Origin of the sequence: Alsobacter ponti (assembly GCF_024294805.1) — a bacterium.
GTDB lineage: Bacteria > Pseudomonadota > Alphaproteobacteria > Rhizobiales > Beijerinckiaceae > Alsobacter > Alsobacter ponti.
Window position 1 is genome coordinate 24,531 of the sequence record NZ_JANCLU010000017.1, and the last position, 24,919, is coordinate 49,449.

23 protein-coding genes are annotated in these 24,919 nt (G+C 71.4%); 15 read left to right on the plus strand and 8 right to left on the minus strand.

What is annotated here, in order from left to right:
- Positions 1-7: 7 nt before the first annotated feature.
- Both NK718_RS16150 and NK718_RS16155 read right to left on the minus strand, forming a co-directional pair.
- On the minus strand, positions 8-1,270 hold the full coding sequence (locus tag NK718_RS16150) for an EAL domain-containing response regulator (RefSeq protein WP_254744358.1): 1,263 nt from the start codon (positions 1,268-1,270) through the stop codon (positions 8-10).
- Positions 1,270-3,126: an ATP-binding protein gene (locus NK718_RS16155; RefSeq protein WP_254744360.1), complete on the minus strand. Its 1,857-nt coding sequence runs from the start codon at positions 3,124-3,126 to the stop codon at positions 1,270-1,272. The genes NK718_RS16150 and NK718_RS16155 overlap by 1 nt, the downstream gene beginning before the upstream one ends.
- A gap of 183 nt (positions 3,127-3,309) precedes the next feature.
- Between NK718_RS16155 and NK718_RS16160 the strand changes: the two genes are divergently transcribed.
- Positions 3,310-3,852 (plus strand): CreA family protein, encoded by a 543-nt coding sequence (locus tag NK718_RS16160; protein ID WP_254744363.1) that lies wholly within the window; start codon positions 3,310-3,312, stop codon positions 3,850-3,852.
- A gap of 39 nt (positions 3,853-3,891) precedes the next feature.
- Here the strand turns inward: NK718_RS16160 and NK718_RS16165 are convergent, their stop codons facing one another.
- Positions 3,892-4,182, minus strand: a complete 291-nt coding sequence (locus NK718_RS16165) for a hypothetical protein (RefSeq protein ID WP_254744365.1) — start codon at positions 4,180-4,182, stop codon at positions 3,892-3,894.
- A gap of 404 nt (positions 4,183-4,586) precedes the next feature.
- Between NK718_RS16165 and cysS the strand changes: the two genes are divergently transcribed.
- The 3 genes from cysS to cimA are packed head-to-tail and all read left to right on the plus strand — an operon-like array spanning position 4,587 to position 7,770.
- Entirely contained in the window at positions 4,587-6,032 is a 1,446-nt protein-coding gene (gene cysS, locus NK718_RS16170; RefSeq protein ID WP_254744367.1) for a cysteine--tRNA ligase, read from the plus strand.
- A complete protein-coding gene (locus tag NK718_RS22000) occupies positions 6,029-6,154 on the plus strand; it encodes a hypothetical protein (RefSeq protein ID WP_256515668.1) in 126 nt (41 codons plus the stop codon). The genes cysS and NK718_RS22000 overlap by 4 nt, the downstream gene beginning before the upstream one ends.
- 14 nt (positions 6,155-6,168) lie before the next feature.
- The gene (gene cimA / locus NK718_RS16175; protein WP_254744369.1) at positions 6,169-7,770 is read left to right on the plus strand and encodes a citramalate synthase; all 1,602 of its coding nucleotides are present in this window, start codon (positions 6,169-6,171) and stop codon (positions 7,768-7,770) included.
- Positions 7,771-7,800: 30 nt separating this feature from the next.
- On the opposite strand, the gene NK718_RS16180 is transcribed toward cimA, so the two are convergent.
- Complete coding sequence (locus NK718_RS16180; RefSeq protein ID WP_254744371.1) at positions 7,801-8,178, minus strand: hypothetical protein; 378 nt, start codon at positions 8,176-8,178, stop codon at positions 7,801-7,803.
- Between the two features lie 183 nt (positions 8,179-8,361).
- On the opposite strand from NK718_RS16180, the gene NK718_RS16185 reads away from it, so the two are divergent.
- Complete coding sequence (locus NK718_RS16185) at positions 8,362-8,751, plus strand: hypothetical protein (RefSeq protein ID WP_254744373.1); 390 nt, start codon at positions 8,362-8,364, stop codon at positions 8,749-8,751.
- A 272-nt stretch (positions 8,752-9,023) separates the two neighbouring features.
- Here the strand turns inward: NK718_RS16185 and NK718_RS16190 are convergent, their stop codons facing one another.
- The gene (locus NK718_RS16190; protein ID WP_254744375.1) at positions 9,024-9,626 is read right to left on the minus strand and encodes an LOG family protein; all 603 of its coding nucleotides are present in this window, start codon (positions 9,624-9,626) and stop codon (positions 9,024-9,026) included.
- 227 nt (positions 9,627-9,853) lie between these two features.
- Between NK718_RS16190 and NK718_RS16195 the strand changes: the two genes are divergently transcribed.
- From NK718_RS16195 to NK718_RS16210, 4 genes are all read left to right on the plus strand, one after another.
- Positions 9,854-11,077, plus strand: coding sequence for a LysM peptidoglycan-binding domain-containing protein (locus NK718_RS16195; RefSeq protein WP_254744377.1), 1,224 nt, complete (start codon positions 9,854-9,856; stop codon positions 11,075-11,077).
- Positions 11,078-11,162: 85 nt separating this feature from the next.
- On the plus strand, positions 11,163-13,088 hold the full coding sequence (locus NK718_RS16200; RefSeq protein WP_254744379.1) for an ABCB family ABC transporter ATP-binding protein/permease: 1,926 nt from the start codon (positions 11,163-11,165) through the stop codon (positions 13,086-13,088).
- A gap of 32 nt (positions 13,089-13,120) precedes the next feature.
- Positions 13,121-13,846, plus strand: a complete 726-nt coding sequence (locus NK718_RS16205) for a phosphatidylserine decarboxylase (protein WP_254744381.1) — start codon at positions 13,121-13,123, stop codon at positions 13,844-13,846.
- A gap of 54 nt (positions 13,847-13,900) precedes the next feature.
- Complete coding sequence (locus NK718_RS16210) at positions 13,901-14,755, plus strand: CDP-alcohol phosphatidyltransferase family protein (protein ID WP_254744383.1); 855 nt, start codon at positions 13,901-13,903, stop codon at positions 14,753-14,755.
- Positions 14,756-14,764: 9 nt separating this feature from the next.
- On the opposite strand, the gene NK718_RS16215 is transcribed toward NK718_RS16210, so the two are convergent.
- Complete coding sequence (locus tag NK718_RS16215) at positions 14,765-15,124, minus strand: hypothetical protein (protein ID WP_254744385.1); 360 nt, start codon at positions 15,122-15,124, stop codon at positions 14,765-14,767.
- A 181-nt stretch (positions 15,125-15,305) separates the two neighbouring features.
- Here NK718_RS16215 and NK718_RS16220 point away from each other — a divergent pair, with 181 nt between their 5' ends.
- From NK718_RS16220 to xylB, 4 genes are all read left to right on the plus strand, one after another.
- Entirely contained in the window at positions 15,306-15,956 is a 651-nt protein-coding gene (locus NK718_RS16220) for a Maf family nucleotide pyrophosphatase (RefSeq protein ID WP_254744387.1), read from the plus strand.
- Complete coding sequence (gene yacG / locus NK718_RS16225; RefSeq protein ID WP_254744389.1) at positions 15,949-16,152, plus strand: DNA gyrase inhibitor YacG; 204 nt, start codon at positions 15,949-15,951, stop codon at positions 16,150-16,152. Before NK718_RS16220 ends, yacG begins: the two co-directional genes overlap by 8 nt.
- A 55-nt stretch (positions 16,153-16,207) precedes the next feature.
- On the plus strand, positions 16,208-17,464 hold the full coding sequence (locus NK718_RS16230) for an AGE family epimerase/isomerase (protein ID WP_254744391.1): 1,257 nt from the start codon (positions 16,208-16,210) through the stop codon (positions 17,462-17,464).
- 243 nt (positions 17,465-17,707) lie between these two features.
- On the plus strand, positions 17,708-19,177 hold the full coding sequence (gene xylB, locus NK718_RS16235; protein ID WP_254744393.1) for a xylulokinase: 1,470 nt from the start codon (positions 17,708-17,710) through the stop codon (positions 19,175-19,177).
- A gap of 54 nt (positions 19,178-19,231) precedes the next feature.
- Here xylB and NK718_RS16240 read toward each other — a convergent pair whose 3' ends face one another.
- Positions 19,232-20,518, minus strand: coding sequence for a nucleotide sugar dehydrogenase (locus NK718_RS16240; RefSeq protein ID WP_254744516.1), 1,287 nt, complete (start codon positions 20,516-20,518; stop codon positions 19,232-19,234).
- The gene (locus NK718_RS16245; protein ID WP_371877309.1) at positions 20,518-21,546 is read right to left on the minus strand and encodes an NAD-dependent epimerase; all 1,029 of its coding nucleotides are present in this window, start codon (positions 21,544-21,546) and stop codon (positions 20,518-20,520) included. The genes NK718_RS16240 and NK718_RS16245 overlap by 1 nt, the downstream gene beginning before the upstream one ends.
- 180 nt (positions 21,547-21,726) lie before the next feature.
- Between NK718_RS16245 and NK718_RS16250 the strand changes: the two genes are divergently transcribed.
- Together NK718_RS16250 and NK718_RS16255 are read left to right on the plus strand one after the other, a co-directional pair.
- Positions 21,727-23,301, plus strand: coding sequence for an OpgD/OpgG family glucan biosynthesis protein (locus NK718_RS16250; protein WP_254744395.1), 1,575 nt, complete (start codon positions 21,727-21,729; stop codon positions 23,299-23,301).
- A 265-nt stretch (positions 23,302-23,566) separates the two neighbouring features.
- Entirely contained in the window at positions 23,567-24,889 is a 1,323-nt protein-coding gene (locus tag NK718_RS16255; protein WP_254744397.1) for an ABC transporter substrate-binding protein, read from the plus strand.
- Positions 24,890-24,919 lie beyond the last annotated feature (30 nt).

The following is a 24,919-nucleotide window of genomic DNA, read 5'->3' on the forward strand; positions in this document are numbered from 1 at the left end:
GCGAGACTCAAGCGAGCCCGAGAGATTCCTGTGGCTTGCCATCCTCGCCGGGGCGGCGCGGGCCGCGCTCGGCGTCGAGCAGCGCGCGGAAATCGGCCATCCCCATCGGTTTCGCGTAGAAGTAGCCCTGCGCGACGTCGCAACCCTCGTCCCGCAGCAGCGCCGCGACCTCAGCCGATTCGACCCCCTCCGCCACCGCCCGCATGCCGAAGCCGCGCGCCAGCGACAGCATCGCCCGCACGATCTGCAGCGCGTAGGGGTCACGGTCGCAGTGGCGCACGAAGGAGCGGTCGAGCTTCAGCTCGCTGAAGGGCAGGCGCAGCAGCGTCAGCAGCGACGAGTAGCCGGTGCCGAAATCGTCGAGCGAGAGCAGGCAGCCCTTGATGCGCAGCCGCGTGAGGATGTCGGTGATCAGCGGGGCCTCGGAGGTCGCCACCGTCTCGGTGATCTCCACCGTCAGCCGCTCCGGCGGCAGGCCGGCCTCGGCGAGCGCCGCCTCGACGCGGTCCGGCCATTCGACGTCGACCAGCGCCGTCGCGGGCACGTTGACGGCGACGCCGACATCCGCGACCTCCCGCCAGCGCGCCATGTCGCGCAGCGCCGCGCGCAGCATGGCGTCGGTGAACGCGGCCGACAGCCCCGCCGCCTCGGCGACAGGCACGAACTGCGTCGGCGGCACCAGGCCCAGCGTCGGGCTGGTCCAGCGCGCCAGCGCCTCCACCCCGATGACGCGCCCCGTCGCGAGGTCGACCTTGGGCTGGTAGACCGGCGCGATCTCGCCGCTCTCCAGCGCCTCGCGCAGTTCCGCCGCCTCGAAGCGCGGCGGCGCGCCGGCGACCGAGTCGCGCGGCGCGGCGCTCCGCGTGGCGGCGGCCAGGCGGTCGCGCACGTCCGGGAAGTGGATCGGCTTGCGCAGCGTGCCGAGCGTCGTCAGCCCCATGGCGCGCGCGTAGCGCAGCGCGCCGTCGCGGATGCGTTCCTCCATGCCGGAGACGACCAGCAGGGACGGGCTCTGGCCCGCCTCCGCGACGTGGCGCACCAGCTCCACGCCGTCGCGCCCGCCGAGCGACAGGTCGAGGATGATGGTGGCGTAGCCGCGCGTGCGCAGCCGGGCCACCGCCTCGTCCAGCGACGAGGCGGTGTCGACGGCGAAGCCGCACCGCCGCGCCATGCCGGCGAGGATCAGCACCTGCAGCCGGTCGTCGTCGACCACAAGCAGGTTGCGCCCGCGCGGGGCGGCGTCGAGGGGGAAGGCGGCGGCCGCCGACATCAGCACCCCTCCAGTGCGGCGCGCGCCTCGCCGAACGCGGCGTCGAGCGCCGTGACCTGGCGTTCGAGAGCTTCGACGTCGAGCCCGGCGGCATCCCGCTCCAGCCCCTCCGCGATCGCGGCGAGGCCGGCGAGCCCCATGGCGGTGGCGGCCGAGCGGATGGCGTGGGCCAGCAGGCCGATCCGGCGCGGATCGCCCAGCCCGTCCCGCATGGCGGCGATGCGGGCGGCCGTGTCGGTCACGAAGACCTCCACCAATTCGTCCAGCTCCGCCGCGTCCATGGCGTCGCGCAGCGCCGCCAGCGGCGCGTCGCCCGGGCCGCCCGGCGCGGGGTCGGCTCCGGCGCGCGGCGTCGCCAGCACGCGCTGCAGCGCCTCGCGGCTCAGCGGCTTGGCGGCGACCGCGTCGACGCCCGCCGCGCGCGCCGCCTCGGCGTCGGCGGCGAGCGTGCTGGCGGTGAGCGCGACGATGGGCACGTCGCAATTCGGGGCGGGCAGGGCGCGAATGGCGCGCGCCGCCGCGTAGCCGTCCATGCCGGGCATCATCAGGTCCATCAGCACCGCGTCGAAACGTTGCGCCGCCGCGGCGCGCACGGCGGCCTCGCCGTCCGCCACGGCGACATGAGCGAAGCCCAGCCGCTCGAGCTGCGCGGCGAGCACCATCCGGTTGGTCGGCACGTCCTCGGCCAGCAACACCAGCCCGCGCGGCGCGCTCCCCGGGCGCGGCGGCGGCGAATCGGCCGCGGCGGCGAGCGCGGCCGCCGTCGCGGCGGGGGTTGTCGGCTTGGCGAGCACGAGGTCGAAGCCGCGCGCCGCGCCCGGTTCGCCGCACGCCGGGGCGGCGGCGGCGAGCACGAGGCGCGCCCCGGCGGCGCGCCGGCGAAGGCCCGCGGCGAGCGCCTCCACGCCCTCGTCGCCCAGCGTCTCGTCCACCAGCACGGCGTCGACGCTCGCCTCGGCCAGCGCCGCCGTGGCGGACGCGGCGTCCGAAGCGACGCGGAAATCCGCGCCGAGCGCGGCCAGGCAGCGCGCGTGGAACTCGCGCGCCCCCGCGTTGGCGGCCACCACGAGAAGGCGGCGGCCCGCGAGCGCGCGAGACAGGGGCGCGCGCCCGCGGGCCGCCCTGAGCGGCAGTTCGACGCGAAACGTGCTCCCGACGTCCGGGCGGGAGCTCACGTCGATGACGCCGCCCAGCAGCCGGGCGATGCGGCGCGAGATCGCGAGGCCGAGCCCCGTGCCTCCGAACCGTCGCGCGATGCTGGAATCGACCTGGACGAATTCGCCGAACAGGCGCGGCAGCGCCTCGGCCGGGATGCCGATTCCGGTGTCGCGCACCAGGATCTCCAGGCGCGGCTCGCCGTCCTCGCCATCGGCCTTGCGCCGCGCCTCGAGCAGCACGTGGCCCCTGGCGGTGAACTTCACGCCGTTGCCCACCAGGTTCACCAGCACCTGCCGCAGCAGGTCGGCGTCGCCGCGCACCATGGCCGGCAGGTCGGGCGAGGCGAACGCGCCGAGGAAGAGCCCCTTGGCGTGGGCGGCGGGGGCCGCCATCTCGGCCACTTCGTGCAGCAGCGCGGCCAGGTCGAACTCCGCGTCGGCGGGCTCCACCCGCCCGGCCTCGAGCTTGGAGAAGGCGAGCACGTCGTCGACGACGCGCAGGAGATGGTCGGCGGAGCCGCGCAGCGCATCCACGTAGCGGCGGTGCTCGGGGGCGAGCGGGAAATCCTGCATCGCCTCGGCGATGCCGACGATGCCGTTCAGCGGCGTGCGGATCTCGTGACTCATCATCGCCAGGAAGGCGGTGCGGTCGCTGGCGGGCGAGCCGGAAGGCGCGCCGAGGGGCGCGGACGGGTCCATGACAACCATTGCTGAAAAGACTTCGTTCGCAATCGGCGTCCGCAACCGGACGGAAAAAGATACTGAAAACGCAACCATATGACGTGACGCGCCTTAAGCAATCGTAAGCGCCGCCGTGGGCGCGCCCGGCCGCGCATTGGCGATGCGGCGCGGCGTTCCTATCTACGGCGGATGGAGGACGCGATGACCCGATCCGCACCGAGCCGCACGCTCCCGACGATCCTCGCCGCGCTGGTCTGCGCCGCGGCGGCGCTGGCCGTCGCCACGCCCGCGCGGGCGCAGGAGCCGGAGGTGATCTTCAAGAAATCGACCGTGTGGAAGATGCTGACGCCGGACGACAAGCTCGTCACCTACGCGCTGGACGATCCGGGCGTGGAGGGCGTCACCTGCTACTACACCGCGCCGGAGCGCGGCGGCGTCAAGGGAATGCTCGGCGTGGCGGAGGAGGTCTCCGACATCTCGCTCGCCTGCCGGCAGACGGGGCCGATCAAGATCAAGGAGAAGTTCTCGCAGGGCGAGGTCGTGTTCCGCGCCTCGCGCTCGCTGATCTTCAAGAAGATGCAGATCGTGCGCGGCTGCGACGCCAAGCGCAACGTGCTGGTCTACCTGGTTTATTCGGATCGCATCATCGAGGGCTCGCCGAAGAATTCGACGTCGGCCGTGCCGGTGATGCCGTGGGGCGCGGCGGCGGACACGCCGCGCTGCGCCGACTTCGTCAAGAGCTGAGCGGCGCGCCCGCGCCGCCGCTCTGCCCGTTGCGGAGTCTTACTCGTTGCAGGTGATGGTGTAGGTGCGCTCGGACGTCGCGCCCGCGCGGGCGATGGCCGCCGTCACCTCGACCGGGTCGGACGGGCCGAAGGAGGCCGCGGCGCCCATGCCCTGCGCGCGGCACCACGCGTCGGCGACGATGCGTCCGCAGGCCGAGCCGTCGGCCAGGCAGTCCGCGACGCCGTAGCCGTCATTGGCCGGCACGATGAAGGAGCGCATTTCGGCGGTGGCCGGCAGCGCAGACAGAGTCGAGCCGAGCAACAGGGTCGCGAGAGCGAAGCGCGTCATGGAAATTCGGGTCCGGGGAGAAGTGACGCGCAGCAGAATGCCGGCATCACGGTAATAATCAGTTAATGGCGATGACGTTCCAACGCAGTGCGATCCGGCACGCATCGGCTGAGCGGTTGCACTAGACGTCGCACGACCGCTTCGCAAGCGTTAAGGATGCGTCGCCCCCAGGCTTTCCCGGGGTGTGGAGCTTGCGCCACAGACGGCGCGATACAGGCGGCGAGGACTTGGCCGTTCGGCGGGTTGACCTCGCGGCCCGGCGCGGGCATGGTGCGCGCCATGATGGCCTCGTCGTTCGCGACCTTCCGAATCCTCATTTGCAGCTAGCGTCACCGCTGGCTGGAGCCGTCATTCTCTGACATATCGGAGCGGTTGTCCCGGCCAGCCTGGCAAGGTGGAACCGCATGTCCCTGAAGCTCTACAACACCCTCACGCGCCGCAAGGACGAGTTCGTCCCGATCGATGCCGCGAACGTGCGGATGTATGTCTGCGGCCCCACCGTCTACGACTACGCCCATATCGGCAATGCGCGGCCGGTGATCGTCTTCGACGTGCTGTTCCGCCTGCTGCGGGCGCTCTACGGCGAGGCGCACGTCACCTATGTCCGCAACATCACGGACGTCGACGACAAGATCAACGCCCGCGCCGCCGAGCGCGGCGTGTCGATCCGCGAGGTCACCGAGGAGACGGCGCGCATCTTCCGCGAGGACGTGGCGGCGCTCGGTTGCCTGCCGCCCACCGTCGAGCCGCGCGCCACCGAGCACATCGCCGAGATGATCGCCATCATCGAGCGGCTGATCGCGCGCGGCGTCGCCTACGCGGCGGACGGGCACGTGCTGTTCAACGTGCCGGCCATGGCCGGCGTGCCCGGCGCGCCGGCCTATGGCGCGCTCTCCAACCGCTCGCTCGACGAGATGATCGCCGGGGCGCGCGTCGACGTCGCGCCCTACAAGCGCGACGCCACCGACTTCGTGCTCTGGAAGCCCTCGGCGGCCGACGAGCCGGGCTGGGAGAGCCCCTGGGGCCGCGGCCGGCCGGGCTGGCACATCGAGTGCTCGGCGATGAGCTGGAAGCACCTCGGCGAGGTGTTCGACATCCACGGCGGCGGCATCGACCTCGTGTTCCCCCACCACGAGAACGAGCTGGCGCAATCCACCTGCGCCTTCGGCCACTCGGTGATGGCGAACGTGTGGATGCACAACGGCTTCCTGCAGGTGGAAGGCGAGAAGATGTCGAAGTCGCTCGGCAACTTCCACACCATCCGCGAGCTGCTGGAGACGGACAGCTTCGGCGGCCGCAAATGGGACGGCGCGGAGCTGCGCCTGGCCATGCTGCGCACCCATTACCGCCAGCCGATCGACTGGACGGTGGACGCGCTGGAGGAGGCGAGCCGCACGCTGGCGCGCTGGCGCAACACCATCCGCCGCAACGGCGCCGGCCCCGCCGAACCGACGCAGGAGTTCATCGAGGCGCTGTCCGACGACCTCAACACGCCGAAGGCGCTGACGCTGCTGCTCGGCTACGGCGCGCGCGTCAACCAGTTCTTCCACGGCGGGGCAGGGGCCGACGCCCCGCGCGACGAGGAGGAGGCGCTGGCGCTCGCCGGCAACCTCGTCGGCTGCGCCGCCCTGCTCGGCATCGCGCTCGACGTGGCGGAGGAGGAGGTCGCGCCCGAGCTGAAGGCCCAGGTCGACGCGCTCGTCGCCCGCCGCCTCGAGGCGCGCAAGGCCCGCGAGTGGGCGGAATCGGACCGGCTGCGCGACGAGATCGTGGCGCTCGGCGTCGTCCTCATGGACGGCAAGGACGCCGCGACCGGCCAGCCGACCACCACCTGGGAGCTGAAGCGGTGAGCCAGGGAGATTCTCGAAAGAGCGACCTGCCGCCGCGCCGGCTGCTCTGGCTGTTCGGCGTCAAGATCGTCCTCATGGTCTTCGCCGCGCTGGTGGCGCTGCGCCTCTACGGCCTGATCTGAATTCCGGTGACCTCATGAACCCCGCCCGCGAACGCCTCTACCTCTTCGACACGACGCTGCGCGACGGCGCGCAGACGACGGGCATCGACTTCTCGATCGACGACAAGACGCAGATCGCCGGCATGCTCGACAAGCTCGGCGTCGACTATGTCGAGGGCGGCTATCCCGGCGCCAATCCGCTCGACACTGCGTTCTTCGCCCGCAAGCCGACCCGCAACGCCCGCTTCACCGCCTTCGGCATGACCAAGCGGGCGGGGCGCTCCGCCGCCAACGACCCCGGCGTCGCGGCGCTGCTGGAGGCGGACTGCGACGCCATCTGCTTCGTCGCAAAGGCGTGGGATTACCACGTCCACGTCGCGCTCGGCTGCACGCTGGACGAGAACCTGGAAGGCATCGCCGACAGCGTCGCCGCCGCCAGCGAGCGCGGCCGCGAGGTGCTGGTCGACTGCGAGCATTTCTTCGACGGCTACAAGGCCAATCCCGACTACGCGCTGGCCTGCGCGCGCGCCGCCTTCGAGGCGGGGGCGCGCTGGGTGGTGCTGTGCGACACCAATGGCGGCACGCTGCCGCACGAGGTGGAGGCCATCGTCGCCGCGGTGGGGCGCGTCGTGCCAGGCGACCGGCTCGGCATCCACGCCCACGACGACACCGGCCAGGCGGTGGCCAACTCGCTGGCCGCCGTGCGCGCCGGCGCGCGCCAGATCCAGGGCACGCTGAACGGGCTCGGCGAGCGCTGCGGCAACGCCAACCTCGTGACGCTGATCCCGACGCTCAAGCTGAAGCCCGGCTTCGCCGACCGCTTCGACATCGGCGTCGGCGACGAGGGGCTTTCCACGCTCACCCATGTCTCCCGCGCGCTCGACGAGCTGCTCAACCGCGCGCCGAACCGCCACGCGCCCTATGTCGGCGCGTCCGCCTTCGCCACCAAGGCGGGCATCCACGCCTCCGCCGTGCTGAAGGACCCGCGCACCTACGAGCACGTGCCGCCCGAGACGGTGGGCAACCGCCGCACGGTGCTGATCTCGGACCAGGCCGGCAAGTCGAACGTGCTGGCGGAGCTGGAGCGGCTGGGCATCGTCGTCCACCGGGACGACCCGCGCGTCGCGCGCCTGCTCGACGAGGTGAAGGACCGCGAGGCGCAGGGCTACGCCTACGAGGGCGCCGACGCCTCGTTCTTCCTGCTCGCCAAGCGCGTGCTCAACGAGGTGCCGGAGTTCTTCACCGTCGAACGCTTCAAGGTCAACGTCGAGCGCCGCTACAACGCGCTGGGCGAGCTGATCTCGGTGGCCGAGGCCATCGTCAAGGTGAAGGTCGACGGCCAGGTCTTCATCTCGGCGGCGGAGGGCAACGGCCCGGTCAACGCCCTCGACGTGGCGCTGCGCAAGGACCTTGGCAAGTACCAAAGCTTCATCGACCCGATGGAGCTGCTGGACTTCAAGGTGCGCGTCTTCCAGGGCGGCACCGACGCGGTGACCCGCGTGCTGGTGGAGACCGGCGACGGGGCCGGCGAGCGCTGGACCACCGTCGGCGTCTCCGCCAACATCATCGACGCCTCGTTCCAGGCGCTGACCGACTCCATCACCTACCGCCTGCTCACCTGCGGCGCGACGCTGTAGGGGTGGCTGAGGGGGAGGCGGCGGCCCGCCTCACTCCACGATGGTGAGGGTGCTGTCCTTGCAGACGTCGAGCCCGTCGGCGGTGAAGTCCTCGCCGTCGGCGAGGCGGCCGGCGATGTTGTAGACGCAGTCGCCCTTCTTCGCCTTGAACGTCACCGTGACGGTCTTGCCCGGGGCGAGCGGCGTCTTGAGCGCGTTGGCGGCCGGCTTGGCGGCCGTCGCGCCGGTGAAGGCCAGCGAGCTGACCGGCAGGTCGCGCCCGTTCGTCACCGTTACCTTGAGGTTGACCGTCGCCGCCGGCTTGGCGGCCGGCTTGGCGGCGGGCTTGGACGTCGCCGTCTGGGCCGAAGCGACGGCCGGAGCGAGCAGCGCGGCGGCAAGCGCCGCGGCGGCCAAAACTGTTTTCATTGTCTTTTCCCCCCGTCCGGAAAACCCGGCGTCGCCGCTCGGGCTGCGCCGCCTTCCACTATCCGACGGCCGGCCCGCGCCGTCCAGCGCCGCCCCCGTGTCAAGTCGGGCTCCGGAACAATTGAAAACAGCGAGCGTTCAACCGGGGACGAAACGACGGCTCGGAGTGTGAGGAGAGCAGCCATGACATACGATCCTAACGATGTGAACCGCAGGACGGTGGACGAAGACTATCGTTCTACGGGCCCCGCCGTGACGAACACCACCGTCGACAGCCGGCCGGCCAGCAATACGGGCGTGATCGGCGCGATTCTCGGCGTTCTCGCCGTCATCGCGGTGATCTTCTTCGTGTGGCGCGGCTATGACGGCTCGACGACCACCAACACCAGCGCCGACGCCAACCGCAGCGCGGTCGAGACGACCGGCTCGGTGCAGCGCCCGGCTTCACCCGCCGGCGCGCCCAACACGACATCGCCCAGCGCGACCGCGCCCGCTCCGGCGGCCCCGGCTCCGGCCACCACGGCTCCGGCTACGACGCCTCCGGCCTCGCCGGCGACCCCGCCGAAGCCCTGACGCGCGCGCCGCGAAGGCGCAAGCGATCGAAACGGGACGGCCGGCGCGACGCCGGCCGTTTCCGCTTGCGGCGGCCCATCCCCGGACCGGTGCAGCGAAGCGGAACCGGAGCCGGGGTCCAGAGCAATATGGCGCGCGTCAGCGCGGCACTATGATAAGGCCGATGAAGCGCCGCTTCGCGGCAACATCCATGCGCTGGCTCCCTGACACACCTCCGCTGACGCTCCGGGGTTCCGGGAACGAGGCGGGCTGAGCCCGCCTAGCTTACGACTCTAGAACCGCTCCTCGACCAGCGCTTCGGCGGCGGGGGCGGGCTGGCGGCGGGCGGTGGCGGCGCGCAGCATGGGGATGATCTCGCCGATCTCCTCGGCCACCTGGTAGCGCACCTCGGAGCCGGGGCGGATGAAGCCGGCCTCGCGCATGTGGGCCAGCAGCACCAGCAGCGGCTTCCAGAAATTCCCGATATTGGCGAGCAGGATCGGCTTGCCGTGCTGGCCGAGCTGCGCCCACGTCATCTGCTCGACGAGCTCCTCCAGCGTCCCGACGCCGCCGGGCAGCGCCACGAACGCGTCGGCGCGCTCGAACATGATGCGCTTGCGGGTGTGCATGTCCGGCACGACGATGAGCTCCTGCGCGTCGGGGATCATGATCTCGCGCGCCTTCAGGAACTCGGGGATCACGCCCACCACCTTGCCGCCATTGTCGAGCACGGCGCGGGCGACGACGCCCATCAGCCCGACATTGCCGCCGCCATAGACGAGCTGCAGGCCGGCGCGCGCCATCTCGCGCCCGAGTTGCTCAGCGGCCCTGGCGAACACCGGGTCGGCCCCGTGCGCGGAGCCGCAATAGACGCATATCGAACGAAGGTCGGTCATGGGATCATGTTGCATTGCACTCGACCGGGGTCAATCCGCGCGCCGACCCCGCATCGAGCGGCGTCTTGCGTGGTGAAGTTGACGTAAAGGGTGAGGGGCTTGTCGGAACGGTTGGATTTTGGGCCGTACCGCCTTGTTTTTGGGTCATTTCCGGGGCGAAGCGGTTTCCGTTTCGCTGTATAATCCTCTACAAGCATCCTGCGGTAACGCATGAGCGGGGCAATTGGATGGCCGGGTGGTTGAAGATCGCGATCGTGCTGGCGGGCCTGATCGGGCTCGGTGGCGGCTTTTGGTGGTATGGCCTGCCCCCGAAGCCGCAGGACCAGGCGGCCGCCCCCGCCGCGCCGGCGCCGCAGCAGCCTGCCCCCGCCGCCCCAGCCGCGCCGGCTCCCGCCCAGCAGCAGGCCGCTGTCCCGCCGGCTCCGGCCCCCGCCGCTTCCGCTCCCGCCCCGCAGCCGCCGGCCGCTCCCGCCGCCCAGGCTGAAGCCGCCCCCATGCCGCCCGGCTTCGACGTCGTGCGCGTCGAGCCGACGGGCGACAGCGTCATCGCCGGGCGCGCCGCGCCGGGCGCGACGGTCACGCTGATGCTCAACGGCAAGCCCTTCGCCAGCGTCACGGCCGACGCCGGCGGGCATTTCGCATTCGTGCCGCCGGCGATCCCGGCGGGCTCCCACGAGCTGACGCTGACCGCGCGTACGGCGTCCGGGCAGGACATCGCCTCGACGCAGAGCATCGCCGTCTCGGTTCCGGCCGCCTCGGGCGGGGACGTCATCGTGGCGCTCGCCCAGCCGGGCCAGCCGACGCAGCTGCTGGCCAAGCCGAGCACCGTCGCCGCCGCGCCCTCGGCTCCGGCCGCAGCTTCCCCGCCTTCCGGCGAGCGCGCCCGTGTCGCGCTCAGCACGGTCGAGGCCGAGGACGGCGGCCGATTCCACGCCTCGGGCGTGGCCGAGCCGGGCGCGACCGTGCGCCTCTACCTCAACGACAGCTTCCTCGCCGCCGCCACGGCCTCGCCGCAGGGTGGCTGGTCCTTCACCATCGGGCGCGGCCTGACGCCCGGAAACTACCGGGTGCGCGTCGACGACGTGGAGCCCGCCGGCGGCAAGGTGCTGTCGCGCGCCGAAGTGGCGTTCGACTACGCGCCGCGCGTCGCTTCGGCGGCGCCGGCTCCGGCCGGTTCGGCCCCGGCCGCCGGCGTTTCGAACGGCGCGGGCGCTCCCTCCGGCGCGACCGCCGCGGCGGGAGGGCAGGTGGCCTCCGCCTCGGACGTCGTGCTGTCCGAGATCCGCTCGACCCAGGTGACGCGCGGCGACAGCCTGTGGCGGATCAGCAAGCGCATCTACGGCAAGGGCGTGCGCTTCACGGTGATCTACGAGGCCAACCAGAAGCAGATCCGCGATCCGGACCGCATCTATCCGGGCCAGGTCTTCGTGCTGCCGACCGACCGGAGCTGACGCGCGGCGAGCCGCCGGGCAGGGGTGCGCGTCCGGTCGCAAGGCCCTATATAGGCCGTCTGACCGAACCCGGACTCCGCTCGCCATGACCCACGTGACCCCGCCCGCGACGCCCCGCCGCCGCGTCAGCGCCGACAAGGGCGCGCTCGTCTCGACCATCCAGGGCCTGTGGCCCTATCTGTGGCCGAAGGACCGGGCGGACCTGCGCGCGCGCATCCTGTGGGCGACGGTGCTGCTGTTCGTCGCCAAGCTCGTCACCATTTCGGTGCCCTTCACCTTCAAGTGGGCCACCGACGCGCTGGTGCCCGCCAACCAGCACGACGTGCCGATCGCCGCGCTGGCGGCCGCGCCCGTCGCGCTGACGGTGATCTACGGCGTGTCGCGGCTCCTGATGGCGCTGCTGACGCAATGGCGCGACGCCATGTTCGCCTCGGTGGCGATGAACGCCGTGCGCCGCCTCGCGCTCGAGGTGTTCGAGCACATGCACCGGCTGTCGCTGCGCTTCCACCTCGAGAAGAAGACCGGCGGCCTCACCCGCGTGCTGGAGCGGGGGCGCAACGGCATCGAGAGCATCGTGCGCATGAGCATGCTGACCGGCGTGCCCACCGTGGTCGAGTTCGCGATGATCCTCGGCGTGCTGCTCTGGCAGTTCGACTGGCGCTACTGCGTCATCACCGTGGTGATGATCGTCGCCTACATGACCTACACCACCAAGGCCACCAACTGGCGCATCGGCATCCGCCGGCGCATGAACGAGAGCGACACCGACGCCAACACCAAGGCCGTCGACAGCCTGCTCAACTTCGAGACGGTGAAGTATTTCGGCGCCGAGGAGCGCGAGACCTCCCGCTACGACAAGTCGATGGAGCGGTTCGAGAAGGCGAGCGTCAAGGCCTACGTGTCGCTCGCCGTGCTCAATGCCGGGCAGGCGGCCATCTTCACCGCCGGCCTCACCGCCTGCATGGTGCTGGTCGTCATCGGCATCCGCGAGGGCCGCCACACGCTGGGCGACCTCGTGATGATCAACGCCATGCTGATCCAGCTCTACCAGCCGCTCAACTTCATGGGCATGGTGTACCGCGAGATCAAGCAGGCGGTGACCGACATCGAGCAAATGTTCGACATCCTCGACCGCGCGCCCGAGATCGCCGACAAGCCCGGCGCGAAGCCGCTCGTCGTCCACGAGGGCGCGGTGCGCTTCGAGGACGTGCGCTTCGCCTACGTGCCGGAGCGCCCGATCCTGAAGGGGGTCAGCTTCGAGGTGCCGGCCGGCAAGACGGTGGCCATCGTCGGCCCGTCAGGGGCGGGCAAGTCGACCATTTCGCGCCTGCTGTTCCGCTTCTACGAGCCGCAGTCCGGCCGCATCCTGATCGACGGCCAGCCGATCGCCGACGCGACGCAGAAGAGCCTGCGCGCCGCCATCGGCATGGTCCCGCAGGACACGGTGCTGTTCAACGACACCATCGGCTACAACATCCGCTACGGGCGCTGGGAGGCCACCGAGGCCGAGGTGGAGGAGGCGGCGGCGCTGGCGCAGATCGACCGCTTCATCCGCTCGCTGCCGGAGGGCTTCGCCACCAGCGTGGGCGAGCGCGGCCTCAAGCTGTCCGGCGGCGAGAAGCAGCGCGTTGCCATCGCGCGCACCATCCTCAAGGGGCCGCCGATCCTGGTGCTCGACGAGGCGACCTCGGCGCTCGACAGCTTCACCGAAAAGGACATCCAGGACGCGCTGGAGCGCATATCGCGCGGGCGCACCACCCTGGTTATCGCCCACCGCCTGTCCACCGTCGTCAACGCCGACGAGATCCTCGTGCTCGACAAGGGCGTGGTGGTGGAGCGCGGCTCGCACCCCGACCTGCTGTCGCGCGGCGGCGTCTACGCGCAGCTCTGGAACCGCCAGCGCGAGGTCGACGAGGCGCGCGCCACGCTGGAAGGGCTGCCGCGCGAGGAGGCCGCGAAGGAGACCTTGTCGGTGGCCTCGAAGGAGCCCGCGCCGGCCCCCGCCGCTTGACGGCGAGGGCTGGAGCGTGACAACGCTGCGACATGCTGCTGAAAGAACTCGTCCCGACCACCATCCTGCAGTCCGTCCGGCGGCAGTTCGTGCCGATCCACAAGGAGGGCTGGCCCTTCATCGCCGGCTTCGCCGTGCTGGCGCTGGTGCTTGGCTGGATCTGGGATCCGCTGGGCTGGCTCGGCTGGATCCTCACGGCCTGGTGCGCCTATTTCTTCCGTGACCCGCCGCGCACGACCCCGGTGCGCGAGGGGCTGGTGATCTCGCCGGCCGACGGGCGCGTGTCGCAGATCGTCGCCTGCGTGCCGCCGCCGGAGCTGGAGCTCTCGGAGACGCCGCTGACGCGCATCTCGATCTTCATGAACGTGTTCGACTGCCACGTGAACCGCGCCCCGGTGGCGGGGCGCATCGTCACCATCGCCTACCGCGCCGGCCTGTTCCTCAACGCCGAATTGGACAAGGCGAGCGACGACAACGAGCGCAACGGGCTCGTCATCGAGACCGACGCGGGCGCGCGCTACGGCGTGGTGCAGATCGCCGGGCTGATCGCGCGGCGCATCGTCGGCTTCGTGGCCCGGGGGCAGGAAGTGGCCGCCGGCGAGCGCTTCGGCCTGATCCGCTTCGGCTCGCGCGTCGACGTCTACCTGCCGGAGGGCGTGACGCCGCTGGTGGGCGAGGGCCAGCGTGCGGTGGCCGGCGAAACCGTGCTGGCCGACGCGCGCGGGGCCGACCCGGCGCGCGCCTTCCGCACCGCCTGACGCGGCCGGGCGCGTCCTTGTGACCCATCCGCCGCCCGCCTATGCTCGCGCCCCATGACGGACCTGTTCCCTCCCTACGAGCCCGGTGACGAGCCGCGGCGCCGCCGCTTCAAGCCGGTGCCGCTGCGGGTTCTGCTGCCCAACATCGTCACGCTGCTGTCGCTGTGCGCCGGGCTCACCGCCATGCGCTACGCCGTGCATGGCGAGGCGCAGATGGACCGCGCCGTCTACGCCATCCTCGTCGCCGCCGTGCTCGACGGGCTGGACGGGCGACTGGCGCGCCTGCTCAAGGGCACGTCGCGCTTCGGCGCGGAGCTCGATTCGCTGGCCGACTTCGTCAGCTTCGGCGTCGCCCCGGCCTTCGTGCTGTACACGTTCAGCCTGCACGAGATCGGCTCGCCGGGCTGGATCGTGGCGCTCGCCTACGCCATGGCCTGCGCGCTGCGTCTGGCGCGCTTCAACGTGATGATCGACGACCCGGCGCGGCCGGACTGGCAGAAGAACTTCTTCGTCGGCATTCCCGCGCCGGCCGGCGCGCTCGCCGCGCTGCTGCCGCTCTATCTCCACCTCGACGGCTTCAGCCGGCCGATGGGCTTCGCGGTGGTGGAGGCGGCCTACCTGCTGTTCGTGGCGCTGATGATGGTCAGCCGCATCCCCACCTACGCGGGCAAGACGCTGGGCACGCGTGTGCCGCGCGAATGGGTGGTGCCGATGCTCATCGCCGCCGCGCTCGCCGTGGCGCTGATGGTGAGCCACACTTTCGAGATGCTGACGCTGATCACCGTGACGTACCTGGCCTTGATCCCGCTGGGCGTGCGGGCCTACCGCCGGCGCGAGCGCGGCGAGGACGTGCCGCCGGAGGTGGTGGCGGCGGCCGCCGCCGGGCTCGACGACAAGCCGCGCCCCTGAGCGCGCGGCTCAGTACCTGACGCCGCCGGCCAGCCGCTTGGCGTTGGCGCGCACCCTGCGGTGGGCGGGCCGGGCGGCGGCGGCGGCGACGCCGGCCAGGCCGTCCGCGAAGCCGGCCGGATGGCTGACCTGCCCGAGCATGATCCGCATCCAGAAGCGGCCCATGGCGAACTGGGCGGCGATGGCGCCCTCGATCGCGGCCTCGGCCTTCTCCGACACCATGCGCCGCGTCTCCTCGGCCGCGCGGGGTGAGCCGCGCCCGACGCCCATGAGCAGCGGGGCGCGCGCCGCGATGGTGACGCCGGCGGCGATGCCGGCCTCCACGGAAAACAGGCCGAGCCTGATCGCGTTGTTCAGCATAGGGTCCATGATCTCACGCTCGCAGCGCCCGGCCGCGCGGCGGGCCGCGAGGTCTTGGCGGGGGAAGGCGCGCCGGGGGTGGCGCAGTTCACAAATCGGGCCGATTCCAGTACGGTCCGGCCGCGCCGGCCCGGCGAACGGCCCGGCGTTCCGTCCTCAATACAGCATCCGGACCTCAAGGAAAGATCGCTTGCCCGCTTCGGTTCCCGACTGGCGTCCCCGACTTGTGCTCGCCTCGGCCTCGCCGAGACGGCTGGCCCTCCTCCAGCAGATCGGGATCGAGCCGGATGCGCTGCTGCCCAGCGACATCGACGAGAGCCCGCTGAAGGGCGAGCGGCCCAAGGCCGTGGCCCGCCGCCTGGCGCGCGAGAAGGCCGAGCGCGCCCGCGCCGTGCTGGCGACCCGCCCGGAGCTCGAGGGCGCGTTCATCGTCGCGGCCGACACCGTGGTGGCGCGCGGCAGCCGCATCCTGCCCAAGCCCGAGCACGTCGAGGAGGCGGCGCAGTGCCTGCGCCTGCTCTCCGGGCGCGGCCACCGCGTCTATACCGGGCTTGCGGTGATCGGCCCGCGCGGGGGCCTGCGCGAGCGGCTGGTCGAGACGCGCGTCAGCTTCAAGCACCTCTCGCGGCAGGACATCGAGGCCTATCTCGCCTCCGGCGAATGGCGCGGCAAGGCGGGCGGCTACGCCGTGCAGGGCCGCGCGGCGTCCTTTGTCACCAAGCTGGTCGGCTCGCATTCCAGCGTCGTCGGCTTGCCGCTCTATGAAACCGCGGCCATCCTGACGGGCGAGGGCTACCCGCTGCACGCGGCGTGGCTGAACGCCGGAGCGCCCCATGGCTGACGACGCCGCGCCCGACCCCGACGCCCCCACCGGCCGCCCCTGTCCCCAGTGCGGCAAGCCGGCCGTGATGCGCTACCGGCCGTTCTGCTCGAAGCGCTGCGCCGACCTCGACCTGTCGCGCTGGCTGAACGGCGTCTACGCCATCCCCGCCTCCGAGGCGGACGAGGACGACGAGGACGCCGACACCGAGCGCTGAGCCGCGCTTGAACCCCGGCGGGGGCGGCTCTACACAGGCGGCGGGAGGACCCTGCGTGACCGATCTCATCGTCAAGCCCGACGCGCCGGCCTGGGCCGACCTGCCGGCCCACCGCCTGTGGCTGCTGCGCCAGGCCGACGCGCTGTTCGACCTTTTCGCCGGCGCGGTCGACCCCGCCGGCGGCTTCCACGACCTCGACACCGACGGCAGCCCGATGCCGGCCGGGGCCAATCCGGCGCGGCAGCTCCATGCCACGACGCGGATGGTCCACTGCTTCGCCATCGGCCACCTGATGGGGCGGCCTGGCTGCGACGCCATCGTCGACCACGGCATGGCGTTTCTCTGGAATGGCCACCGGGACGCCGCGCGAGGCGGCTATCTGTGGGGCGTTGGCCCGCAGGGCCCGACCGACGACAGCAAGCAGGCCTACGGCCACGCCTTCGTGCTGCTGGCGGCCTCGAGCGCCAAGGTGGCGGGCCACCCCGATGCCGACCGCCTGCTCGCCGATGTGACCGAGACGCTGCTGACGCGGTTCTGGGAAGAGCGGCATGGCGCGGTCGCGGAGGAGTTCGCGCGCGACTGGACGCCGCTCGGCGACTATCGCGGCCAGAACTCCAACATGCACCTCACCGAGGCGCTGATGGCCGCCTTCGAGGCGACCGGCGACGGCCAATACCTGCGCATGGCCGAGCGCATCGCCGACCTCATCGTCAACCGCCACGCCCGCGCGCTCGGCTGGCGGCTGGCCGAGCATTTCGACGCTGAGTGGGCGCTCGACCGCGACTATTCCGGCAGCCCGATGTTCCGGCCCTACGGCGTCACGCCGGGCCACTGGCTGGAATGGGCGCGGCTGCTGGTTCAGCTGTGGGAGCTGGGCGGCCGCCGCGTCGACTGGCTGCCCGGGGCAGCGCGCGGCCTGTTCCTGCAGGCGGTTCAGGACGGCTGGGACCGCGACAAGGGGGGCTTCTACTACACGCTGGAGTGGAGCGGCGCGCCGCGCATCCGCGACCGCTACTGGTGGCCGTGCTGCGAGGGCATCGGCGCGGCGCACGTCCTGCGCGCCACCACGGGCGAAGCGGTGTTCGAGGAGTGGTACCGCCGCATCTGGAACTTCAGCGCGGCGCGCTTCATTGACGCGAAGCACGGCGGCTGGGTCCCGCAGCTCGACGACGCGCTGCGGCCCAACAGCGACCCGTTCTTCGGCAAGCCCGACATCTACCACGCCCTGCAGGCGTGCCTCATCCCGCTTCTTCCAGCCACGGGAAGCATCACGCGTGGTCTCGTTACACGCGGCGTCTCAATCGAAAGTTGAATCTCGCAAACCGAGGCATCCGGGAAAATACTGTCAGCACTTTTGCCAAATTGTCACTTGCGAGTGCTTGTGAGACAAAGAGGATGCTCCTCATCGGAGTTTCCTCCCAGACTTGGCCCGCCCTCGAGGCGGGCTTTTTGTTTCCGGAGGTTGCCGAGTCGCCGGACGTTGCCGGGTCGCTGGCTTCGCGGGGCGCGGCCGTGCTACCCGAAGCTTGTTCGTCAGCGGGCGGGAGCTTCCAGCGTGGCCACTATTCTCGGCATCGACATCGGCACGTCGGCGGTGAAGCTTGTCCTCGTCGACGAGGCCGAGCGCGTGATCGCGGAGCGCGACGCGCCGCTCGCCGTGTCGCGGCCGCGGCCCTCCTGGTCCGAGCAGGACCCGCTCGACTGGTGGCGCGCCGTGGGCGACCTCCTCGACGGGCTGAAGCGCGACGAGGCCGCCGCGCTGGCGGCGGTCGGGGCCATCGGCCTCTCCGGGCAGATGCACGGCGCGGTGCTGCTGGGAGACGACGACGCGCCGCTGCGTCCCGCCATGCTGTGGAACGACGGCCGCGCGGCGGCCGAGGCCCGCGCGCTGCGGGCGAGCCACCCGCATCTGCCCGCCGTCGTCGGCGTCCTGCCGATGGCCGGCTTCACCGGCCCCAAGATTCCCTGGCTCGCCGCCCACGAGCCCGACGTGCTGGCGCGCCTGCGCACGGTGATGATGCCCAAGGACTACGTACGCCTGCTCCTCACCGGCGAGAAGGCGACGGACATGTCCGACGCGGCGGGCACGTGGTGGCTGGACGAGGCCCGCCGGGAGTGGTCCGCCGAGGCCGCCGAGGCGACGCGGCTGCCGAAGTCGGCGTTGCCGCGACTTCTGGAAAGCCCGCAGCCCGCCGGCGCGCTGCTCCCGGAACTGGCGGCGCGGTGGGGCATGGGGCGCGGCGTCGTGGTCGCCGCCGGGGCGGGGGACGCGGCCGCGGGCGCGATCGGCATCGGCTCGGTCGCCGACGGCGACGCCTTCCTGTCGCTCGGCACGTCCGGGCAGCTCTTTGTCACCACCTCGCACTATCGGCCCGCCCCGGAGACGGCGGTCCACGCCTTCGCGCACGCTCTGCCGGGCCTGTGGTTCCAGATGGGCGCGATGCTGAACGGGGCAAGCTGCCTGGCCTTCGCCGCCGGGCTGATGAGGGCGGAGATCGAGACGCTGCTGGCCGAGGCCGAGCGTGGCTTCGCCGGGCCCTCGCGGCTCATCTTCCTTCCCTATCTCACCGGCGAGCGCACGCCGCACGACGACCCGCACGCCCGAGGCGTCCTGTTCGGCCTGACGCCGGACACCACGCGCGCCGAGGTGATGCAGGCGGTGCTGGAGGGCGTGGCGTTCAGCTTCGCCGATGCGCGCGACGCGCTGGCCGCCTCCGGCACGCGCATCGGCCGCGCGGCGGTGATTGGCGGGGGCGCGCGCAGCGCGTTCTGGATGCGCATCCTCGCCAGCGTCCTCGGCGTCACGCTGGCGCGCTACCAGGGCGGCGCCAAGGGACCGGCCTTCGGCGCGGCGCGGCTCGGCCGGCTGGCGCTGACCGGCGAAGACCCCGCGCGCCTGTGCGCCAAGCCCGCCATCCTCGACGAAACCGCGCCGGACCCGGCGCTGCACGCGGCCTACGCGCCCCGCCTCGACGCCTACCGCCGCCTCTACGCCGCCCTGCACCCCGAATTCCGCGCGGGGTGAGCTATAAGGGCGGACCGGAGGCCCCGCTCAGCAATGGCCTGGCGAGTCCGGCACCTAAGGCCGCCACAGCGCGACGGGGTGGGGGCGCAGGGCGCGGTCGAGAACGCCTTTGACGTCCATCACCAGGCCCTCGCCGTCGCGCAGCAGGCCCTGGGCGAGCGCCCATCCGCCTTCCAGGTAGAAGGCGTGCGGCACGGCGAGGATGACGGCGTCGGCGGGGGCAAGCGCGTCGAGCGGCGACAGGGTGACGCCGTGGTCGCGCTCCGCCTCGCGCGGATCGGCCAGCGGATCGTGCGCCTGCACCTCGATGCCGAAGCCGCGCAGCTCGGCGATGATGTCGACGACGCGGGAATTGCGCGTGTCCGGCACGTTTTCCTTGAAGGTGAGGCCGAGCACGGTGACGCGCGGGCGGGCCCGCCCGGCGGCCAGCAGCAGCCGCACGCATTCGCGCGCCACGCGCTCGCCCACCGCGTCGTTGACGCGCCGCCCGGCCAGGATCACCTCCGGGTGGCAGCCGGCCTTCTCGGCGCGATAGGTGAGGTAGTAGGGGTCGACGCCGATGCAGTGCCCGCCGACGAGGCCGGGCGTGAAGGGCAGGAAGTTCCACTTCGTCCGCGCCGCCGCGAGCACGTCGCCCGTGTCGATCCCGAGCCGGCGGAAGATGATCGACAGCTCGTTCATGAAGGCGATGTTGAGGTCGCGCTGGGCGTTCTCGATGACCTTCGCCGCCTCGGCGACGCGGATCGTGGGCGCGCGGTGGACGCCCGCCCGCACCACCGAGCCGTAGACCTCCGCCACAATGTCGAGCGTCGCCGCGTCCTCTCCGGAGACGATCTTGACGATGCTCTCGAACCGGTGCGTGCGGTCGCCCGGGTTGATGCGCTCGGGCGAATAGGCCACCGCGAAGTCGGTTCCCCGCGCGAGCCCGGAGGCGCGCTCCAGCACCGGCGCGCAATCCTCCTCGGTGGCGCCCGGGTACACCGTGGATTCGTAGACGACGATGGCGCCCGGCCGCATCGCCCGGCCGACGGTCTCGGAGGCGCGCAGCAGCGCGGTGAGGTCGGGCCTGCGGGCGGCGTCGATGGGAGTGGGCACGGTGACGATGAAGAAATCGGCCCGCGTCAGTTCGGCCGGGTCGTGCGTGTAGCGCAGCGTCGGGGCGGCGAGGCGCTCGGGCTCCACCTCGCGCGTGCGGTCGCGGCCCTCGCGCAGTTCCGCGATGCGTTCGGCGTCGATGTCGAAGCCGATGACGCTCGCCCCGGACGCCGCGAAGGCGGTGGCGACGGGCAGGCCGACATAGCCCAGCCCGATGACGGCGATGCGCCTCCCGTGCGGCGGCATCAGCGCGCCCGCCACGCGAGGAACCAGTCGACGAAGCGCCGCACGCCCTCCTCGATGGACGTGGACGGCTGGAAGCCGACCAGCGCCGCGAGGTCGCTGACGTCGGCGAAGGTCTCCGGCACGTCGCCCACCTGCAGCGGCGCGTATTCCTTGATCGCCTCGCGGCCGAGCGCCTGCTCCATCACCGCGACGAGCCGCATCAGCTCGACGGGATTGTTGTTGCCGATGTTGAATATGCGATAGGGCGCGCGGCTGCTGGCCGGGTCGGGCGCGTCGCCGGACCAGGCCGGGTCGCCGGTCGGCGGCATGTCGACGAGGCGCAGCATCGCCTCGACGATGTCGTCGACATAGGTGAAGTCGCGCCGCATCCGGCCGTGGTTGAACAGGGTGATCGGCCGCCCGGCCAGGATGGCGTCGGCGAACAGCCACATCGCCATGTCGGGCCGGCCCCACGGGCCGTAGACGGTGAAGAAGCGCGGCCCCGTCGCCGGCAGGCCGTAGGTGTGGGCGTAGCAGTGCGCCATCAGCTCGTTCGCCTTCTTGGTCGCGGCGTAGAGCGACAGCGGATGGTCGACGTTCTGGTGCACCGAGAAGGGCATGCGCGTGTTGGCGCCGTAGACCGACGACGACGAGGCGAACAGCAGGTGCCTCACTTCGGCGCGGCGGCACGCCTCGAGCATGTTGAGGAAGCCGGTGAGATTGGACTCGCCGTAGGCGTAGGGGTTCACCGCCGAGTAGCGCACGCCGGCCTGCGCCGCGAGGTGGACGACGTGCGTAAAGCCGAAGCGGGCGAACAGCCCGTCGACGGCCTCGCGGTCCTGCAGCGCGCCGCGCACGAAGGTGAACCCGGCATGGCGCGACAGCTCGGCGAGGCGAGCCTCCTTCAGCGCCGGGTCGTAATAGTCGTTGACGTTGTCGAAGCCGACGACGCGGCGGCCCTCGGCGAGCAGGCGCGCCGCCATGTGGAAGCCGATGAAGCCGGCCGCGCCGGTCACCAGCACCGGCGCGTCGATGTCCTTGCCTGCCACGACCTTGACCCCCGGTGACGCGGAAAGATGTGATACGCGCGGCCTCGGCCCCCGGCAAGGCCGCCGTGCGCGCGTGCGCGCCAGTAATCGTACCGACGGTTCGGCCTTGAAATTTCGTGCGAAGTTTGCTGAGGCTGTACGGCTCGGATTTCGAGCTGGGAGATTCGCACAGGGACAGGAATGAGGCTGACACGCCGCTCATTGATGGCTGCCGCCTCGCTCGGGGTCTTAGGGGGGCTGGCGGGCCGCGCGCCGGGGGCCAGGGCCACGCAGAAATTCGGCATCCGGGCCATCGAGAAGATCGCCTGGGAGCTGGCGTCGCGCCCTTACCAGCCCGTTTCGGACGTGCTGCCGCCGCAGATCGCCGCGCTCGATTTCGACGGCTGGCGGCAGATCGCGTTCCGTCCCGACAAGTCGCTGTTTCCCGACCCGACGGACCGCTTCCGGCTGCAAGCCTTCCACCTCGGGCACCTGTTCCGCCGCGCGGTCCACCTCAACGCCATCCGCGACGGGAAGGCGCAGCCGATCCCGTATCGCAACGAAGACTTCGACGCCGGCAACTCCGGCCTGCAGGCGGGACTGCCGGCCGATCTCGGCCACGCCGGCTGGCGCTTCAACTATCCTCTCAACGCGCCCGACCGGCACGACGAGCTGATCTCCTTCCTCGGCTCCAGCTATTTCCGCTTCCTCGGGCAGGGGCAGGTCTATGGCCTGTCGGCGCGGGGCCTGTCGCTGGGCACCGGCCTGCTCGACAACAACGAGGAATTCCCGTTCTTCCGCGATTTCTGGTTCGAGGCCCCGGAGCACGGCGCGGGCGGCGACACGGTGCGCTTCTACGCCCTGCTCGACTCGCCGTCCCTGACGGGGGCCTACCAGTTCGACCTCGCGCCGGGCGAGGTGAGCACGCTGGACGTGACGCTGACGCTGTTCGCGCGCAAGCCGGTCTATCATCTGGGCGTCGCGCCGCTCACCTCGATGTATTTCATCGGGGAAAACGACCGCCACTACAACGACCGCAACAAGTACGACGACTACCGCCCCGAGATGCACGATTCCGACGGGCTGCGGATGCATTTCGAGGGCGACGATTGGATCTGGCGGCCGCTGCGCAACCCGCAGGTGCAGGAGCTGTCCTATTTCCACTCGCGCAAGCTGCAAGGCTTCGGGCTGCTGCAGCGCGACCGGGAATTCGCCGTCTACCAAGACATCGAGCTCGCCTACCACCAGCGGCCGAGCTACTGGGTGGAGCCGCTCGGCGACTGGGGCCCGGGGCGGCTGGAGCTGGTCGAACTCGCCACCAAGGACGAGACCGCCGACAACATCGTCGTCGCCTGGCTGCCGACCGAGCCGCTGCTGCCGGAGCGGCCGGCGACCTACTCCTACCGGATCTCCGCCGGCCTGGAGTTCGAGCAGCCGGCCAATCTGGCGCAGGTGGTCCACACCTTCCACGCGCCGACCGGGGCGCTCGGCTCGAAGGAGCGCCGCCCGCCCGGCTCGCGCCGCTTCATGGTGGATTTCTCCGGCGGCCCGCTGCCTTCGATCGGCGAGGACCTGTCGAAGCTGAAGCTCGAGGTGAACGTGCGGGGCGGCCGCCTGCTGAAGGCGTTCATGCGCACCAACGCCCATGTCGAGGGCGTGCGCGCCTTCATCGACGTGGTCGGCGTGCCGGTCGACACGATCTATCTCGACGCGCGGCTCAACGGGCCGGACGGGCCGGCGAGCGAGACGTGGTCCTACCGCTGGAAGGCCGAGTAGAGGCGGCTTTCCGCGCCGTGACCGACGCCGGCGCGACCGCGCGGCGGGCTGCGCGCAAGGCGGGCCGGGCCGGCGCGGCAGTCGCTTGACTTTCCCTTTTTGATCAAAAAAGCTGACCCTCGCAACCGGGGTTCAAACGGTTGGAATGTCGCCCCCGGCGCGTCGCCGGCGGCGTCTTCCTTCCCCGACTCACCCCGGCGCTCAGGCCCGGCGCGCGTCCCCAACGGACGTCGACGACACGGACGGCAAAGGGAGGGACACGACGGTGGCTGAAAAGCATCACTGGACCAGGCGGCGCGTGCTGGGCACGACAATGGCGGGAGCCGCCGCTGCGGCGCTCGGCGGCAAGCGGGCGGCGCTGGCCGCGCCCGCGCTGCAAAAGGGATCGAAGGTCACCTTCTGGGGCGGCCTCATCTTCTCGGACAAGGCCAACAAGCTTTTGGTCGACACCGTCAACAAATGGGGCGCCGACAACGGCATCCAGACCGAAGCGGTGATGATCAACCAGAACGAGACCGTGCAGAAGGTCTCGGCCGCGGTGGCGTCCAACACCATGCCGGACGCGCTGGACCTCAGCCTCGATCTGCTGCTGCTGCTGTCGCGGCAGGGCCAGTTCCTGCCGCTCGACGACGTCTACGACTCGATCGGCAAGGCGCAGGGCGGCTGGTACGCGCCCGTCGCGTCGTCCACCGACACCAGCAAGATCGCCGGCGGGCGCACCGGCATTCCGTTCGGCGTGTCCGGCAACCTGCTGCTGCGCCGCGACGACCTGCTCTCCAAGGCGGGGTTCAGCAAGCCGCCGACGACGTGGGAGGAACTCGCCCAGCAGGCCGCCGCCGTCAACAAGCCGCCGCTGTTCGGCCTCGGGTTGGCGCTCTCCAATGTCGGCGACGGGAATGTCCAGATTTCGGTCATGCAGTCCTATGGGGGGCGCATCGCCGACGACGCCGGCAAGACCGTCACCATCAAGTCGGACGCGACGCGCGAATATCTGCGCTGGGTGAAGGCGGCGTGGGACAAGAAGCTCTTCCCGCCCGGCAACACGACGTGGGACGGCGCGGGCGACAACCAAGCCTATCTGGCGGGGCAGGCGGCCTTCATCGCCAACACCGGCTCGGTGGGCATCGCCGCCAAGTCGCAGGACCCGGAGCTCTACAAGGCGACGCTTTACTCTTCGCTGCCGGGCGGGCCGAAGGGCGTGGTGTCCCCCATCGCGCCGCAGCTGCGCGCGGTGCCGAAGTCGAGCAAGAACCCGGACGCCGCCAAGGCGCTCATCGAGCACCTGGCGCAGCCCGCCTTCATGAACGCCTATTACGAGGCGGCCATCTACGGCCCCGTGCTGCAGGACCAGGCCAAGTTCAAGGCTTTCACCGGCGGCGACCCGATCCTCGCCGGCCTGCTGGACCTGGTGCAGAAGGGCACGGCCCCGGCCTATCCGGACGTCTTCAATGCCGGCTACGCGGACATGTTCAACAACTTCATGATCCCCAAGATGGTCCAGCGCGTCGTCATCGACGGGTGGGACCTCGACAAGGCCATGGACGAGGCGCAGGTCGGCACCCAGGCCATCTACGACAAGTACAAGTAAGGCACGCGCGAAGGCGGGCGGCGCGCGCCG

What these genes read in the sequence shown, in the direction of transcription:
- NK718_RS16150 (WP_254744358.1), bottom strand. Translation starts at nt 1,270, where the DNA reads ATGTCGGCGGCCGCCGCCTTCCCCCTCGACGCCGCCCCGCGCGGGCGC.
- NK718_RS16155 (WP_254744360.1), bottom strand. Translation starts at nt 3,126, where the DNA reads ATGGACCCGTCCGCGCCCCTCGGCGCGCCTTCCGGCTCGCCCGCCAGC.
- NK718_RS16160 (WP_254744363.1), top strand. Translation starts at nt 3,310, where the DNA reads ATGACCCGATCCGCACCGAGCCGCACGCTCCCGACGATCCTCGCCGCG.
- NK718_RS16165 (WP_254744365.1), bottom strand. Translation starts at nt 4,182, where the DNA reads ATGACGCGCTTCGCTCTCGCGACCCTGTTGCTCGGCTCGACTCTGTCT.
- cysS (WP_254744367.1), top strand. Translation starts at nt 4,587, where the DNA reads ATGTCCCTGAAGCTCTACAACACCCTCACGCGCCGCAAGGACGAGTTC.
- cimA (WP_254744369.1), top strand. Translation starts at nt 6,169, where the DNA reads ATGAACCCCGCCCGCGAACGCCTCTACCTCTTCGACACGACGCTGCGC.
- NK718_RS16180 (WP_254744371.1), bottom strand. Translation starts at nt 8,178, where the DNA reads ATGAAAACAGTTTTGGCCGCCGCGGCGCTTGCCGCCGCGCTGCTCGCT.
- NK718_RS16185 (WP_254744373.1), top strand. Translation starts at nt 8,362, where the DNA reads ATGACATACGATCCTAACGATGTGAACCGCAGGACGGTGGACGAAGAC.
- NK718_RS16190 (WP_254744375.1), bottom strand. Translation starts at nt 9,626, where the DNA reads ATGACCGACCTTCGTTCGATATGCGTCTATTGCGGCTCCGCGCACGGG.
- NK718_RS16195 (WP_254744377.1), top strand. Translation starts at nt 9,854, where the DNA reads ATGGCCGGGTGGTTGAAGATCGCGATCGTGCTGGCGGGCCTGATCGGG.
- NK718_RS16200 (WP_254744379.1), top strand. Translation starts at nt 11,163, where the DNA reads ATGACCCACGTGACCCCGCCCGCGACGCCCCGCCGCCGCGTCAGCGCC.
- NK718_RS16205 (WP_254744381.1), top strand. Translation starts at nt 13,121, where the DNA reads ATGCTGCTGAAAGAACTCGTCCCGACCACCATCCTGCAGTCCGTCCGG.
- NK718_RS16210 (WP_254744383.1), top strand. Translation starts at nt 13,901, where the DNA reads ATGACGGACCTGTTCCCTCCCTACGAGCCCGGTGACGAGCCGCGGCGC.
- NK718_RS16215 (WP_254744385.1), bottom strand. Translation starts at nt 15,124, where the DNA reads ATGGACCCTATGCTGAACAACGCGATCAGGCTCGGCCTGTTTTCCGTG.
- yacG (WP_254744389.1), top strand. Translation starts at nt 15,949, where the DNA reads ATGGCTGACGACGCCGCGCCCGACCCCGACGCCCCCACCGGCCGCCCC.
- NK718_RS16240 (WP_254744516.1), bottom strand. Translation starts at nt 20,518, where the DNA reads ATGCCGCCGCACGGGAGGCGCATCGCCGTCATCGGGCTGGGCTATGTC.
- NK718_RS16250 (WP_254744395.1), top strand. Translation starts at nt 21,727, where the DNA reads ATGAGGCTGACACGCCGCTCATTGATGGCTGCCGCCTCGCTCGGGGTC.